Source organism: Ohtaekwangia koreensis (assembly GCF_900167975.1).
GTDB lineage: Bacteria > Bacteroidota > Bacteroidia > Cytophagales > Cyclobacteriaceae > Ohtaekwangia > Ohtaekwangia koreensis.
In genome coordinates, this window is the sequence record NZ_FUZU01000005.1 from 388,934 (window position 1) to 404,592 (window position 15,659).

The window sequence follows — 15,659 nt, forward strand, 5'->3', positions numbered from 1 at the left end:
TGATTCACATTACTCGTAACATATGGAAGAACGGAAGAATAAAAGTCTAATTGATTTGTACAGCACTATGAATGATCAGGACATAATTGTTTACTATAAAGGGCCATTTGATGATATCATTCTTTCGGAGATCGGTAACAAAATCAGACGGAAGGCATTTGATTCTCCTAAAGCCGGCAAGCGGTTGTTTGCTGTATTCATGGAGCTCGCCCAGAATGTTTCATTGTATTCATTCGAGAAAAACAGACTGGAGTCAGTCGATCGCTGGGGTGTTGGTACACTCGTGGTTTATGAAACCACCACGTCCTATATACTGATGTCTGGCAACATGGTAAAGAACGAAGTTCTTGAACAGATCGTGAAGAAGTGTGAGGAGATTAACGGCTTGGATCATGAGAGTCTTCGTGCGATGAAACGGAAGTACCGTAGTTCAGAGTTACCTGCCGATCATAAAGGAGGAAATATAGGATTGATCCAGGTAGCATTAAAGTCTGATGCACCGTTGGACATTGAAGCGAAGAGGATTGATGATCAACATTCATTCTTCACTATATCGGTGAGTATTTTTAAATAACAGGACATATATGTTACTCGGATATCCATTGTATAAACCGTTTAACAACATAAAATAGAAATTTTTATTCGAGGCAAAGACACCAATTATTATGGAAGATTTAACAATAGCAGGATCAAGAGATATATATTTCTCACCATCCGTTAATCTTAAAGCTGCAACCGGTGTATGCAGTATTTCAGGCGAGTCGTATTTGGAGGAACCGTATGAGTTTTATAAAAAGATCGCCACGTGGTTTACAGATTACATTAAGCAGGGCGGTAAATCGATCGTGTTAGATCTGAAATTGAGTTATTTTAATACAAGCTCCTCACGCGCTATTCTGGAGACACTGCGTGTACTCAAGGATATCCATCACAGTGGCAACGAAGTGATAATAAACTGGTATTATCCCAATCCGGATGATGATGAAATATTGATGGAGGGAGAGGATTTTCAGGAGGAATGTGGAATCCCGATCAACATGATTGAGTATGAACTGCAGGACAGCGAGAGTTGATAAAAAAATGGTTCATGCCTTCTACAGCGTGAACCATTTTTGTTTGTGATATATACTACTTCACAATAAACTTGTTACTATAAATTTCGTTTTTCAAAGCAAGTTCGATTATATATAGTCCGGCAGGTAAATCATCCAGAGCAATGTGCTGAATTTTATCCTTCGTAAGCGGATCACAACATTTCACTAGCATACCACCTACCGTTCTTACAGATAAACTGGTGCCTGCACTATATGCCAAGTCGGGAAGCTCAACATTCAAACGCTTATCCGCTGGGTTAGGGTATATCTTCAATGAGCCTTGCTTTCTTTTTTCAGTACCGCTGATGATATCAGCACCAAGAAACCGAAACCAGTTTATATTAAACTCGGGCTGTACGATACGAACGCGCAATGTTCCCTGACCCTGAGTCAACTTTAATTTACCAGTTACAGTTTTCCAAGTCTGCCATCCGCCCGTTACAGGTATATCTATGGCCGTGCTGTTCAGTAGGGCACCCGTTGCAGAAAGTTGCTGGAACTCCAGTCTGCCAGCCTGACTCATGCATGCTACTCTCGCCTCCAAAGGATATATACCATCCAGTGGTACACGAATGCGATACTCAAGGTAATCGCCAACACTGGTATGACCAACGTTTTGACCGCCGCCCGTATCAGTAGTGTTTTCAAGTTCCATCCCTTTGTTTACCACGAAAGCCTCGGCTTCAATTTTTGTCGGTATAGCAAAGTGAAAGGGAAGATTACTTTTAACTGAAAGGTCGCTAAAGTCTTCCAGTATAGTTCCGTCCGTAGCCTTCACAACGTCTGCCTGGTAACTTACCGTGATCGTATTGTTATCGAATACATCTTGTCCCAGTGTAACGAATATACGGCTTGGATTTGCGACATCAAGTTGAACATTACTAATGGGAGTATCTATTCCGTTGACTTTGGCGGTAAAGCCGTTGGCACTTGCAAGCGTTGCTGCTTCCACTTTTTTATTTACGGTAATATATACTGTTTTACCACTGGGTGCTGTTTCGGAGAAGAGCGCTTTGAATGGAATCTCATTTATCTTTTTACTGAGCACGAATTTCATATAGCCCACATTGGCTCCTCCTTTTTCGAAACGGAATTTGAGTTTATGGGTACCTTTATACAGCACAACGTTACTAAGGGTTTGATTCGCCCAGGTTTGAAACCCTCCGCTGGAGGCAAGCGTTACAGGATCAACTATATCTATACCATCTACAGATAATCTGATCTTTCCGGTGTTATCTAAAGTAGCATAGCGAAGTATAACATTGTATGCGGCACTTGAGTCCACGCGTACAGTATATTGGAGCCACTCGCCATCCTTTGTCCATCCTATATTATATCCATTTGATGCCGCATCCGTATCAGAAGTTGGCTGAATATCCACACCATCATTCCGGTAACTGAAACCGCTGTTCCAGGCACTATAGCTTCCCGTAGTCACCTGGTAATTTGCAGTGTCAGTATCCGCGTAAGCAAATCCATTTCTACCCAAGTCAAAATCTGACGCATAAATTATACCCGGCACCTTGTTGTTCGCAAAGGGTATAGTCGTTTTGCTTGTAACCTGACGAAACATCGCATCGATCACATCTTTGCGATATATAGTGTTACCGATTTTCAGGTTCTCGGTCAGTTGCATCAATGCATTTTTCGCGAAATCAACGGTAGGCTTTGTGCCACCATTCTTCCAATAGTTCAGCAAGGTGTTGTAGTCGTTATTTTTAACAACAGTCATGGGATTTACAATGGAGTTTACTTTTTTAAGTGGCCACCATGCCCATCCTATTTTATTTGCTTCCATTAAGGCAATGGCATTGGTAAACCACGTATTCGAGTTTTCACCCGATTCGCCTAGCCATACCGGTAGGTTATTTTGCTCGCGGATATTAACAGCAAACTGAACCGAGCCTTGGTCGTTATTATTCCAGTACTTGTGAAAACTCGCAGCCATGTTGGAGTCCCACTTGGGTAATATACCGTTGTAGTTATTGGCCCAGCAATTTCCTTCAATGAAAATGATATGGTTCTTGTCCACTTCGCGAATCGCAGCCGTAATCGCTATATATAGCTGACGAAGCGGAACATTGGTTGTTTCATCACATCCATTTTGATTTGCTCCAGGCGTGAAATTCCAGTTGGGTTCATTGATCAAGTCATATCCACCGATCCAGGGTTCGTTCGCATAGCGCTCTGCTAATTTTTTCCACAGCGCGATCGTCTTTTGTTTATTTGCATCACTTTCCCAAAGCGATGGTTTTGTTGCGTCATAGTCAGATATAGCGGCATCGTGCCCCTGACCACCGGGCGCTGCGTGAAGATCGAGGATGAGGTATATTTTATTTTTCGCGCACCATTTCAAAAGATTATCCGTCATGGCAAATCCTTTTTCAATCCAGGTATTCTGTCCCGCTATAGGTTCATTCTCGATCGGTAACGTGAACAAGTTGTAATGCATTGGCAATCGCACGGAGTTGAATCCCCACGAGGCGAGTGAATCAATATCACGCTCGGTGCAATGATTGGCCAGCCAAGCATCATAAAATTGATTGGTATTTGCCTCACCAACCAGCTCCCGAATCTTCGCGCGAATCTGGTGCTGTGGATTTGCAAAACTGTTGGTTTCCAGCATGTATCCTTCCTGCAGCATCCAACCACCTAAACCCATGCCTCTCAAAATCACTTCATTGCCGTCCTTATCCACAATTTGTTTACCACTTGCGTGGAGATATTGAGCGAAGGTGCTTTCAGTTAAAAAAGTCGCGCACGCGAAAAAAAAGAGAACAATTTGGATTTTCCCATGTAAAAATACCTTCATATCAGAGCGTTGTTGTTTAGTTTGTATAACAATCGTTTTCGGATTTCAAGTATATTAGTTATGATGAGTTAAATTTTCAATGCGGATACATCTAAAATACATCAGCGCGTTCTGCGGCCTACGTCTTCAATACTTCATGAATGGCAGAGCTGCTGAAAATCAGCCATTTACTTTTAACGGAAGGGAAGCCATGAAAAGTAAGTTGATGAGCATGTTCGCGTGTGTCCGGAGTTTGATAGACCTCATTTATATACGCATATTGTCTCTTCAGAAAATGCCCACGCTCAGAATTTTATACACCAGAATTTTTTGTCTTGCCCTGATTATAGCAGGTAGCCACCAGGCATTGTGGAGCCAGTCGACAGTACCCACACCGTTGGCAGGCGTGCGCGGAATGCCGCGGATCATTCATTATACTAAAAAGGAATTCAATTCTGACCCACAGTTCTGGGCCATGTGCCAGGATCTACAAGGTGTTTTATACTTTGGGAACAACGATGGTGTGATCATTTTTGATGGAGAGCGATGGCAGCGTGTTGCATTGCCCAACAATTCATCTGTAAGAAGTTTGCGGATGAATAAAAAAGGTGAAGTATATGCCGGAGGCTTTAACGAGCTGGGCACAATCAAACGGGATGAGTATGGTAAATACTATTATCAATCTCTGCTGGATCTTCTCCGCCCGGAAGATCGTAATCTGGAAAACATCTGGCAGATCCATGAAGTGCAAGGGTATATGGTGTTCCGCAGTACGCGCATGCTGATCGCGATCGCCAATAATAAAGCGATAACATTGCCATCCGCAAATGCTTTTAAATATTGCAATGTTATCAATGACCAGCTTTACGTACAGGATAATGAAAGGATCAAACTGCTAGACCTGAGTTCCCTTGAATTTATAGACCTCATTCACCAGCGTGAAATAAACTCTGAAGAAATTGTTGCACTTCTTCCAGGTTTTAAAAAAGAGTCATTGGTGCTCATCACCAAGAAAGGAAGCGCATATACTATAGATCCGCTTACACGAAAGGTAACGTTCAGCAAACGTCTTATTCCGGAGAACTCCAGCAACCTTGTGATCTGTGCTATTAAATCTACAAAGGGTACATATTACATGGGCACGCTCAGTACAAAAGTAATTTTATTAGATGCATCCGGTGAGCACGTAACGACCAGCGAAGCGTTTCAGAATTTACAAGACAACACAGTACTGAACTTATTCGAAAGTCGCGAAGGAAATATATGGGTGTTGCTGAACAACGGTATAGATTGTATAGACGTGTCTTCACCCGTTACAATGCTATTTGATAATGCTGCCATCTTTGACGTACTGCCTGTAAAGAAGACGATGTATCTGGCAACGAATCAAGGAGTTTTTGTATCGCGTGATGATGCCAATGAAAATAATTTTTCCCGTGCAAGCTTTAACAAGATTGATGGACTGGAAGGGCAGGCGTGGTCGTTGCAGTTCTTTAAAGAAACGATTCTATGCAGTCACGACAGGGGTATATTTACCATATCTAAAAATGGTGTTCATAAAATACCAGGCATCACCGGTATCTGGAAGATCATTGAAGTCAAAGGACGCCCAGATGATTTTCTGGTGTGTACCTATGAGGGGCTATATTTACTTCATTACGATGATAATGCAAAAGGATTTATACTGCGTCATAAGATAGAGGGCTTCCAGGAATCAAGCCGTGATATTTTACAAAGCAACGAGACCGGTATATTTTGGGTTTGTCATGGTTATAAAGGAGTATTCAGAATTAAGGTTGATGAAAGTCTCAGCCGCGTGGTGAGCCTTGAGCATTTTAAAGATCAGAATGGTTTGCCGTCACCGTTTAATATAAATGTATTTCGCTGGAAAGATGAAACAGTCTTCACGACCAACAAAGGTATATTTACTTTTAATGAAGATGCGAATCGTTTTGAGCCACATCGTTTACTTACAGAATTGTTTGGCACTGATCGCAATGTGCGGAAATTACTTCAGCGTGATGATAAAACCTGGTTTATTCATGATGATGAAGCCGGGTATTTTTTAACGGATTCACCTAAACCTGTTTTGGAAAAAGGACTCTTCCTCAACCTGAAAGGTTCATTTAATCAGAGCATGGAATGCATTGTGCCGTTAAGTGCAGAGAATGTTTTCATGGGCACCATCACAGGGCTATATGCTTTTGATCTCACCTATAACCCATCCAAAAGAACATCGGCTAACATGCTGATCATGAAAGTGACGGCACAACAAAAGGACAATGAAGTGTTGGGTACGTTGGATGCTTCGCGCGAAGCACGACTTCAGCTTTCGAACAGTACCGGCAGCATTCGTTTTGATTTTGCAGCACCTGATTTCCAGGACAGGATGAATATACAGTATAGCTATAGGCTGGAAGCTGTGGATGAAAAATGGTCTGACTGGCAGGAAACTCCCTATAAGGAATTTACATACCTCCGTTCCGGCCGATATGCATTTCATGTTAAGGCGCGAAGCTTACTGGGAGAGAGTTCGCGTGAAGCGGTATACTATTTTGAGATCCTTCCTGCCTGGTATCAAACTATATGGGCCTATATAGTATATAGTCTGGCAGCAGTGTTTATTGTAGTGACAATTGCCACGATGGTGAAGCGCAAGATCAACCTTGAGAAACAAAAAACACGTGACGAAGAAGAGAAGAAACGGAAGGTGCTGGAACTAGAAATACAACAGATCAAACTGAAGCAGGAGAAAGAACAGATCATTAAAGATAAAGAGCAACTCGAAGAAGACGTTATTCACAAGAGTAAAGAGCTTGCTAATTATACCATGCTCCTGGTAAAAAAACGCGAGTTGCTTTCTGAAATGCTTGATGAGTTGAAAGGCTTGAAAGAATCTGTGCGCAGCGATGCATCGAAGCAAATTGTGCGTGACCTCATCAAGAAGATAAACGCTAACCTTCAGAATGAAGAACACATCCAGGTGTTCGAAGCAAACTTTGAGCGTGTACATCACGAATTCTTTGCGCAACTGAAATCGACATTCTCGGATCTTACGCAAAAAGAACTTCAGCTTTGCGCGTTTGTACGGATGAATCTGACCAACAAAGAAATTGCTTCCATCTTGAATATTTCCGTGCGCGGTGTTGAAACGGCACGGTACCGCCTGCGAAAAAGACTGGGCATGAGCCATGAACAGGATATGGCAGCCTTCCTCGAAAAACTATATTCATCCAGCGAGCGATCTCCAGCCGATGTTCCGGACGAAACCGTCTGAATGAGCGGGTATGGGTTCCGTTGTGCAAACTCTCCGCAGATAGATTTACGACTCCCACTATACTATATACTCTGATCAGCAAAAAATTGTCATCGGCTTTCCGCCTTCGGCACCATTATTTCTTTCCGCCAGCCGATCAACTAACAAATTGAAAATCAATTCCTTTTCCAGTCGTGACGTAGTGCTGACGTGCTCACATTTTCGGGTGCAGTAATCGAACCGTAGTCGATTTTTTCATTCACGCATGGTTGTACATATACTTTTGGTTTAATCCGGAAACGATTTCTGTTTCACTGAAATAGCAAACGTATTCGTGACACTTTAACCCAATTAACCTTAATGTTAAACCTATGAGAGAATTTCTACAGAGTGGGAAGCAGATTAAATACTTCCTCATGCTGTGCTTCGTCATCGCTTGCAGTTATGCACACGCGCAGCAAGTGGTAAGCGGAACAGTAAAGGATGAAAAAACAGGTGAACTGCTGCCTGGTGTGAACGTGGTGTTGAAAGGAACCAGTACCGGAACCATTTCGGATGGTGACGGAAAATACTCATTGGAGGTTTCTTCTTCCGATGCTATACTGATCTTTTCATTTGTTGGATATGCTAAAACAGAAGTGCCAGTAGCAGGAAGAAGTTCCATTGATATACTACTGGCTTCTGATGTATCTACACTAGATGAAGTAGTGGTAGTGGGATACGGAACACAAAAGAAAAGTGTAGTGTCCGGATCGATCTCGAGTGTGAAAGCTTCAGACCTGGAGTCTATGCCGATCAACCGTATAGAGCAAGCGTTGCAGGGCCGGACTTCCGGACTAACCATCGCTGCCAATTCCGGGCAACCGGGTGAAGGCGCAACGGTACGCCTACGGGGTATAACTTCCTTCAACCGCGATGGTGGTGGAAACAATCAGCCGCTTTGGGTAGTAGATGGTGTGATCATCGACAATGGAGGTATAGGATATCTCAATCAATCCGATATAGAGTCTATTGAAGTGTTGAAAGATGCCGCATCACAAGCTATATATGGTGCACGTGCGGCCGCCGGTGTTATACTGGTTACAACCAAAAAAGGAAAAGCCGGTACACTGAAGATGAATTACAACGGATACTATGGTATATCTGAACCGGCCCGAAAACTTGACCTGCTGAATGCATCACAATACGCAACACTTCGTAACGAAGCTGCGGCTGCCAATGGCGACCCGTTGCCGTATGCAAATCCTGAGTCGTATGGTGAAGGCACAGATTGGCAATCATTGATCTTCAACAAAAGTGCAAAACGTCAGAACCATGAGTTCAGCATCAGCGGAGGAAATGAGAAGTCTACCTTCTATACTTCCTTCGGATACTTAAGCCAGGAAGGCATAGTAGCTACAGATATATCGAAGTATAAGCGTTTCAATATTCGCCTGAACTCTACACATAAAGCGAAAAAATGGTTAACGATCGGACAAAATCTGGGCTATGCCTATAATAAGTCTATAGGGCTCGGTAATACCAACAGTGAATTTGGTGGACCATTGAGTTCAGCAATTAATCTTGATCCTATCACTCCTGCTGTTATTACAGATCCTGCAGTAGCAAGTTTACCGCTATATGCGAATAATCCTGTACGCAGAGATGAGAATGGAAATCCGTACGGCATTTCCACTACAGTTGGCCAGGAAATGACAAACCCGCTCGCCTATATTTCAAAACAATTAGGCAACTATGGCTGGGCACACAACATTATTGGTAACTTCTTTTTGGAAGCAGAACCTGTAACTGGATTGAAGTTCAGATCTACCGTAGGTGCAAAACTTGCCTTCTATGGTAATGAGTCATTCACACCGGAATATTTCCTGAACTCTTCAAACATTGTTTCGCAGAATTCATTCAGCAGAGAAAATAATACACGCCTCGACTGGAACCTGGAGAATACAATTTCCTATACCAGATCCATTGGTGATCATAACGTGACGGCTCTTATAGGCCAAGGCGCATACCTGGATGATAATACGAAAATGACGCGCGTTACTTTTAATGGTATACCTGCTGATAATTTTGATGACGCTTCCTTTAACTATAAAGTGCCGGCAACGCAACGTACTTCCGATGCTTCCGAAGGACAAGACCATACCGTGAGCTCGTTGTTCGCGCGCGTGAACTATGACTATAAAGAAAAATACCTGGTGAGCGCATTGGTTCGCAGAGATGGATCATCACGCTTTGGACAAAATTACCGCTTCGGTATATTTCCATCGTTCTCTCTGGGATGGGTCCCATCACTGGAGAATTTCTGGATCGAAAACAACGTAGTTAATTTCCTGAAGATACGCGGTAGCTATGGCGTTGTAGGGAATGATAACATTGGCAACTTCTCTTTCCTCTCAACGATTGGCAGTGGAAGGAACTATACTATAGGAACATCAGGAAGTTACCTGAATGGTTTCAGTCCGAATGCACCGGCTAACCCGGATCTGCGTTGGGAAGAAACGACTTCTACCAACATCGGTTTCGAAGCAACGATCCTGGAAGATTTCACACTTACATTCGACTGGTATAAGAAGGCTACGAAAGATATACTTCAAAACCCACGCATACCTTTTTATGTGGGCGCTATATCCAACCCTGCAGCCAATGTTGCTGATATGGAGAACAGTGGTATAGAACTGGAATTAGGATGGCGTAAACAAGTTGGTGAAGTGAACCTTGGATTCAATGGTAACTTCTCTTATCTCAAAAATAAAGTTACGTTTCTCGGCAATGGTATAGAATTCCTCACAGATGGTAATGCCGGTTTCCAGGGAAGTGCCTATAGTATAACACGCACTGAAGTAGGTCATACCTATAATTCATTCTATGGATTCCAGACACAAGGTATATTCCAGACACAAGAAGAAATAGAAGCGTATGTTGGTCCAAAAGGGAAAATTCAGCCCAACGCTCGTCCGGGTGATTTCAGATGGGAAGATATAAATGGTGATGGCGTGATCAATGAGAATGACCGCAAGTTCCTTGGCAACCCGATGCCTAAATATACTTTCGGATTTACATTGAGTGCTGCCTATAAAGGATTTGATGTTGTATTGTTTGCTCAAGGTGTTGCAGGCAACAAGATCTTCCAGGGACTAAGACGTTTTGGTATTCCAAGTTCCAACTGGCAGACAGAAGCTCTGGGCAGATGGACAGGTCCTGGGACATCGAATACATATCCTCGGCTCATAACCAATGATCCGAACAATAACCTGAACAATCCTTCTGATTTCTATTTGAAGAATGGAAATTATTTCCGCATCAAAACACTGCAGATCGGCTATACTTTACCGAAGGCTCTGGTTGCCAAGGCAGGTCTTGAGAAAACAAGAATATATGTGATGAGCGAGAACCTCGCAACGTTTACCAAGTATAACGGCTACGACCCGGAAATTGGTGGAGGCACCATGAGTATAGATCGTGGTATATATCCGCAAGCACGTTCCTTTATGGTGGGTTTAACGGTTGGATTTTAAACGATGAAGAAAAGTATGAAAAGATATATAAAGTATATGGCTGTTATCGCAGTAGCGCTGCAGCCGCTGACATCTTGTAATGATTTTTTGGAAGTAAAGCCCAAAGGTCTTGACCTCGAAGCAAACTATTATCAAAACCAGCAGCAGGCATTCAATGGTCTGATAGCGGTATACGATGTAGTGGGCTGGCAAGGTGGTAACCTGACTACGAAAGTTGGTGCTACATCAGCGGCATCCGATGATCACTTGGGTGGAGGTGAAGGAACCGGTGATAAAACATTTACGTCATGGTCTGACTATACGCTTACTCCAGCGGTTGGTCCTCAGGAAGATCTTTGGAAAAAAGGGTTTTCGGGAATCTTCAGAGCAAATACACTGCTTCAGAAGCTGCCGGATGTACCGATGGACGAAAGCCTGAAGAAGAGGTATACTGCTGAAGCACTTGTGTTACGCGCTCATTTTTACTTCGATCTGGTTCGTTTGTTTAAAAATATACCACTCTCTACCAAAACGATTACGCCTGATGAAATGTATAGTGTAGTACAGGCTGCACCGGAAGAAGTATATGCACAAATTGAACTCGATCTGAAAGCTGCTATTGACGAACCGAATCTTCCAAACACCGTTCCGGCAGCAACCGAAGGAGGCCGTATTACAAAAGGCATAGCGCATGCGCTGCTTGGTAAAGTATATGTATACGAGCAGAAGTGGGCGGAAGCCGCAGCAGAACTTCGCGAAGTTAACGGCGCTACTCCCGGACAGGTAAACCCAACGTATGGCTATAACCTCGTTGCTAATTTTGGCGATCTCTGGAAATCAACAAGCGATGTTAAGTTTAATAGTGAATCAATTTTCGAAGTAGGCTATACCAGTACATCGGCTGGTGGTTGGGGTTGCATTGCCTGTACAGAAGGTAATATCCTGAACATCATGGCAGGACCAAGAGGATATACTACTAAAACTGCGAACGCGCCAGACTATATTTCAGGCTGGAGTTATTTCCCGGTAACACAAAGTTTATTTGATGCTATTCATTATGATCCACGCTATAAATATACTATAGCAAACCTCGATAGCCTCAAGCAATATGGTATAGCTGACTATACTCCTGGTGCGCAGAATACAGGTTACTTCCTCGAAAAATTTGCAGGAAGAAAATCAAATACACCAGTGGGTGCAGCGGGTGCGCCAGAATTGAACTACCCACAGAATATGTATGAGATCCGATTAGCAGATACATACTTATTGGAAGCCGAAGCACTGGTACGGGGTGGTGGTGATCTCGACAGAGCCGGGCAACTTTTGAATGCAGTTCGTGCGCGTGTAGGACTCGCTGCTGTTCCTGCAACACTTGAGAATATAAAAACAGAGAGACGCCTAGAGCTTGCAGGTGAAGGACATCGCTGGTTTGACCTGGTGCGTTGGGGTGATGCTCCTGCTGCTTTGGGTGACCGCGGATTTGTTGCAGGTAAACATGAGATCTTGCCAATTCCATTAAACGAATTGAACAATACGAAACTGGAACAAAGCAAAGAGTACGGTGGCACCAAATAAAATCAAAAAAGACAAGTATGAAATTCACGAATAATAAAATGAAGGTATACTCGCTATGGTTCAGTATAGTAACGATAGCAGTATTGACAGCATGCCAGCCTGAGGAATTTGAAGATGGCAACGGCTTAAGCGACCCAGGTGTTTCGGCTTCTTTTACGATTACACCGGTAGAAGGTAGAAACAACACCTATGTATTCAAGGCAGATCAAACTGATTTGATTGGTGTGCAATGGGACAAAGGTGATGGCGTTGGTTTTCCAAAAACATTGGGCAAGGCTATAGATACTGTTTTTTATCCGGATGCAGGTATATATAGTATAGCATTGAAAGCTTTCGGAAGAGGGGGAATCTCAGCGGTTTCTACGCAATCATTCACGGTAGATACGTCCGACCCTGCGGCAGGAAACCTGGTAGTAGGTGGTAAGATGAATGAAGGTGATGAAAGTAAATGGACCTTTGTAACCTATAATCCCGCAGTTACCTTTGGTATCATGGATGGTAAAATGATTGCCAGCGGTGGAAGCGGTGGCCATGCCGGTATATATCAGACGCTTGAAGTAGAAGGTGGTAAAAAGTATAAAGTAGATATGAACGTATCCGGAAGCGGTGCTACGGATGTGTGGTTTGAAGTATATGTAGGTACTGCTGCCCCGGTAGACGGAAAGGATTACAACGATGGCGGTACACGCCTGGGACTAAATACCTGGGCGGGATGTGGTAAGACTGCATTCAGTGGTAAACTATCATCGCTGTCATGTGCCGGAACCGGTGGAGGTGTAGTATCATTCCCTGAAAGTGGAACGGTGTATCTTTTCATACGAACAGGTGGTTCCAATTTAGGTACTACTGGTATATCTATTGATAACATAGAATTCCGCGGAACAAAGTAAAAATCAGTTCCGCGAAACAAAGAGATTTTGCGGAACAAAATAACTTCGGTTCCCTTTGCAATTACAAGCTGCCAGTGTATCATTGGCAGCTTGTTTCAATTAATAGCTGATCGTAATCCTGACAAGCCTATAAAACTTAACCTGTATAGTATATGAAAAAAATTATGGGCACCTGTTGCCTTTCTGTAGTGTTGATCTTTTTATTCCAGGCACAAGCACCTGTTAGACCTGTTCCTATAGATGAAAAGGTGGAAGCGCTGTTAGCGAAAATGACCCTGGAAGAAAAAGTTGGACAAATGGCACAGGTCACGCTTGATGTCATCACAAAAGGTAAAAATGAATACGTAAGTGATGAGCCACTGCAACTGGACATGGCGCTCGTAAGAAAAGCACTCGTTGACTATAAACTTGGTTCGGTTCTTAACACCGCCAACAACCGCGCCCGTACTGTAGAGAAATGGCATGAGATCATCAGCCAGCTACAGGAAGTCGCAACGAAGGAAACGCGTTTGAAGATTCCGGTGATTTACGGTATAGATGCTATTCATGGAACAACCTATACTGCGGGCGCTACATTCTTTCCACAGCAGATTGCGCAAGCTGCAACTTGGAATCGCGCGCTGGTAAAACGCGGTGCGGAAATTTGTGCCTATGAAACAAGAGCATCTTCTATACCCTGGAATTTTTCGCCTGTACTTGACTTGGGGCGTGATGCACGCTTCCCGCGTTTGTGGGAAACCTTCGGTGAAGATGTATACCTTACTTCTGAACTTGGCAAGCAGATGGTAGATGGATATGAAGGCGAAGGTAATGAAGTAAAAAATCCATACCGTGTAGCGTCTACCATAAAACACTTTCTGGGATACCAGGTTACGCAGTCTGGCAAAGACAGAACGCCTGCTTTTATACCAGAGCTTGAACTTCGCGAAAGACATATACCTGCCTTTAAAGCTGCGATCGATGCAGGGGCACGGTCAGTAATGATCAACTCCGGTTTGATCAACGGTATACCTGTACATGCTGACTATACTATCTTGACTAAACTCTTGAAAGAAGAACTTGGTTTCAAAGGTGTAGCCGTTACAGATTGGAAAGATATAGATAACCTGTATGAACGTGATAAAGTAGCTTCATCTCCGAAGGAAGCTGTGAAGCTTGCAATCAATGCCGGTATAGATATGTCGATGATCCCCTATAATTTTAAATTCTGTGATTACCTGATTGCATTGGTAAAAGAAGGTGAAGTGCCAATGAGTCGTATCGATGATGCTGTGCGCAGGATATTAACCCTGAAGTTCGAACTTGGATTGTTTGAAACACCGGTGACAAACTATAAAGATTATCCGGAGTTTGGGAGCAAAGCTTTTGAACAATCTGCCTATCAAGCAGCTTCCGAAGCAATAACACTTCTCAAGAATAACAATAGCGTTTTGCCGTTACAGAAAAATGCTAAAATATTGGTCACCGGACCGAATGCAAATTCAATGCGCGCACTGAATGGTGGCTGGTCTTATTCTTGGCAGGGTGAAAGGGTAAATGAGTTTGCCGGAAAGTATAACACCATTCTCGAAGCGCTTCAACAAAAAGGTGGTAAAGACAACATCACCTTTGTACAAGGTGTAGCCTATAAAGACGATGGTAAATATTGGGAAGAGAAGGATGTAGATATAGAGGCTGCAGTGAAAGCTGCTGCTAAAGTTGACTATATTATTCTTTGTGCTGGTGAGAATTCATATACCGAGAAGCCAGGGGATCTTCATGATCTCACACTTTCTGAAAATCAGTTAGCCTTGGCAAAAGCTTTAATCAAAACAGGCAAGCCCGTTATACTGGTTTTGAACGAAGGCCGCCCGCGCTTGATCAGTTCTATTGAAAAAGAATTACAAGGCGTTATCCAGTCATACCTGCCTGGAAACTTTGGCGGTGATGCTATAGCGGATGTACTATATGGTAATGTGAATCCAAGTGGTAAACTTCCCTATACTTATCCGATGTATGCGAATACATTGGTTACCTATGACCACAAGCCATCGGAAGAACAAAATAAAATGCAAGGTGTATATGATTATGAATCCGACTTTGCGGTTCAATATCCTTTCGGCTTTGGCTTAAGTTATACTACATTTCAATACAGTGATCTTCAACTTAGCAAGACAACATTATCGCCTGCTGAAAAAGTTACTATTTCGCTAACGGTAAAGAATACCGGAGCACGTGAAGGTAAAGAAGTGGTACAGCTTTTTATTTCCGATCTCTATGCCTCGGTAACACCGGATGTAAAACGACTTCGTGGCTTTGAAAAGATTTCATTGAAGTCTGGTGAATCAAAAAAGGTATCCTTTACAATTGCGGCTCGAGATATAGCGTTTGTCGCAAAAGATCTGCGATGGACCGTTGAGAAAGGTGACTACGAAGTAAATGTTGGTACATTAAAAAGTAAATTTACATTAAGCGAAGGCAAAACGTTTTAATGACGAAACGCCTTTCAGTAGTATCTTATTTTATGTTTGTTATAAAGAAGCCGTTTCATCGAAACGGCTTCTTCATTTCCAGGAGTTT

At 43.0% G+C, this 15,659-nt stretch carries 8 protein-coding genes; 7 read left to right on the top strand and 1 reads right to left on the bottom strand.

The window, feature by feature from the left end:
- The first annotated feature begins 22 nt into the window (after window positions 1–22).
- Window positions 23–574 (top strand): SiaB family protein kinase, encoded by a 552-nt coding sequence (locus B5Y40_RS28815; RefSeq protein ID WP_079690362.1) that lies wholly within the window; start codon window positions 23–25, stop codon window positions 572–574.
- Between the two features lie 91 nt (window positions 575–665).
- Window positions 666–1,073, top strand: coding sequence for a DUF1987 domain-containing protein (locus B5Y40_RS28820; RefSeq protein WP_079690363.1), 408 nt, complete (start codon window positions 666–668; stop codon window positions 1,071–1,073).
- A 55-nt stretch (window positions 1,074–1,128) separates the two neighbouring features.
- Here B5Y40_RS28820 and B5Y40_RS28825 read toward each other — a convergent pair whose 3' ends face one another.
- Entirely contained in the window at window positions 1,129–3,906 is a 2,778-nt protein-coding gene (locus tag B5Y40_RS28825; protein WP_079690364.1) for a carbohydrate-binding protein, read from the bottom strand.
- 79 nt (window positions 3,907–3,985) lie between these two features.
- On the opposite strand from B5Y40_RS28825, the gene B5Y40_RS28830 reads away from it, so the two are divergent.
- The 5 genes from B5Y40_RS28830 (at window position 3,986) to B5Y40_RS28850 (ending at window position 15,571) form a co-directional block, all read left to right on the top strand.
- Complete coding sequence (locus B5Y40_RS28830; RefSeq protein WP_079690365.1) at window positions 3,986–7,162, top strand: helix-turn-helix and ligand-binding sensor domain-containing protein; 3,177 nt, start codon at window positions 3,986–3,988, stop codon at window positions 7,160–7,162.
- 350 nt (window positions 7,163–7,512) lie between these two features.
- The gene (locus B5Y40_RS28835) at window positions 7,513–10,656 is read left to right on the top strand and encodes a SusC/RagA family TonB-linked outer membrane protein (protein WP_245840876.1); all 3,144 of its coding nucleotides are present in this window, start codon (window positions 7,513–7,515) and stop codon (window positions 10,654–10,656) included.
- A 15-nt stretch (window positions 10,657–10,671) separates the two neighbouring features.
- Entirely contained in the window at window positions 10,672–12,210 is a 1,539-nt protein-coding gene (locus tag B5Y40_RS28840; RefSeq protein ID WP_079690460.1) for a RagB/SusD family nutrient uptake outer membrane protein, read from the top strand.
- Between the two features lie 17 nt (window positions 12,211–12,227).
- Window positions 12,228–13,100 (top strand): PKD domain-containing protein, encoded by an 873-nt coding sequence (locus tag B5Y40_RS28845; RefSeq protein ID WP_143785986.1) that lies wholly within the window; start codon window positions 12,228–12,230, stop codon window positions 13,098–13,100.
- A gap of 152 nt (window positions 13,101–13,252) precedes the next feature.
- The gene (locus B5Y40_RS28850) at window positions 13,253–15,571 is read left to right on the top strand and encodes a glycoside hydrolase family 3 N-terminal domain-containing protein (protein ID WP_079690367.1); all 2,319 of its coding nucleotides are present in this window, start codon (window positions 13,253–13,255) and stop codon (window positions 15,569–15,571) included.
- The last annotated feature ends 88 nt before the right edge of the window (window positions 15,572–15,659 follow it).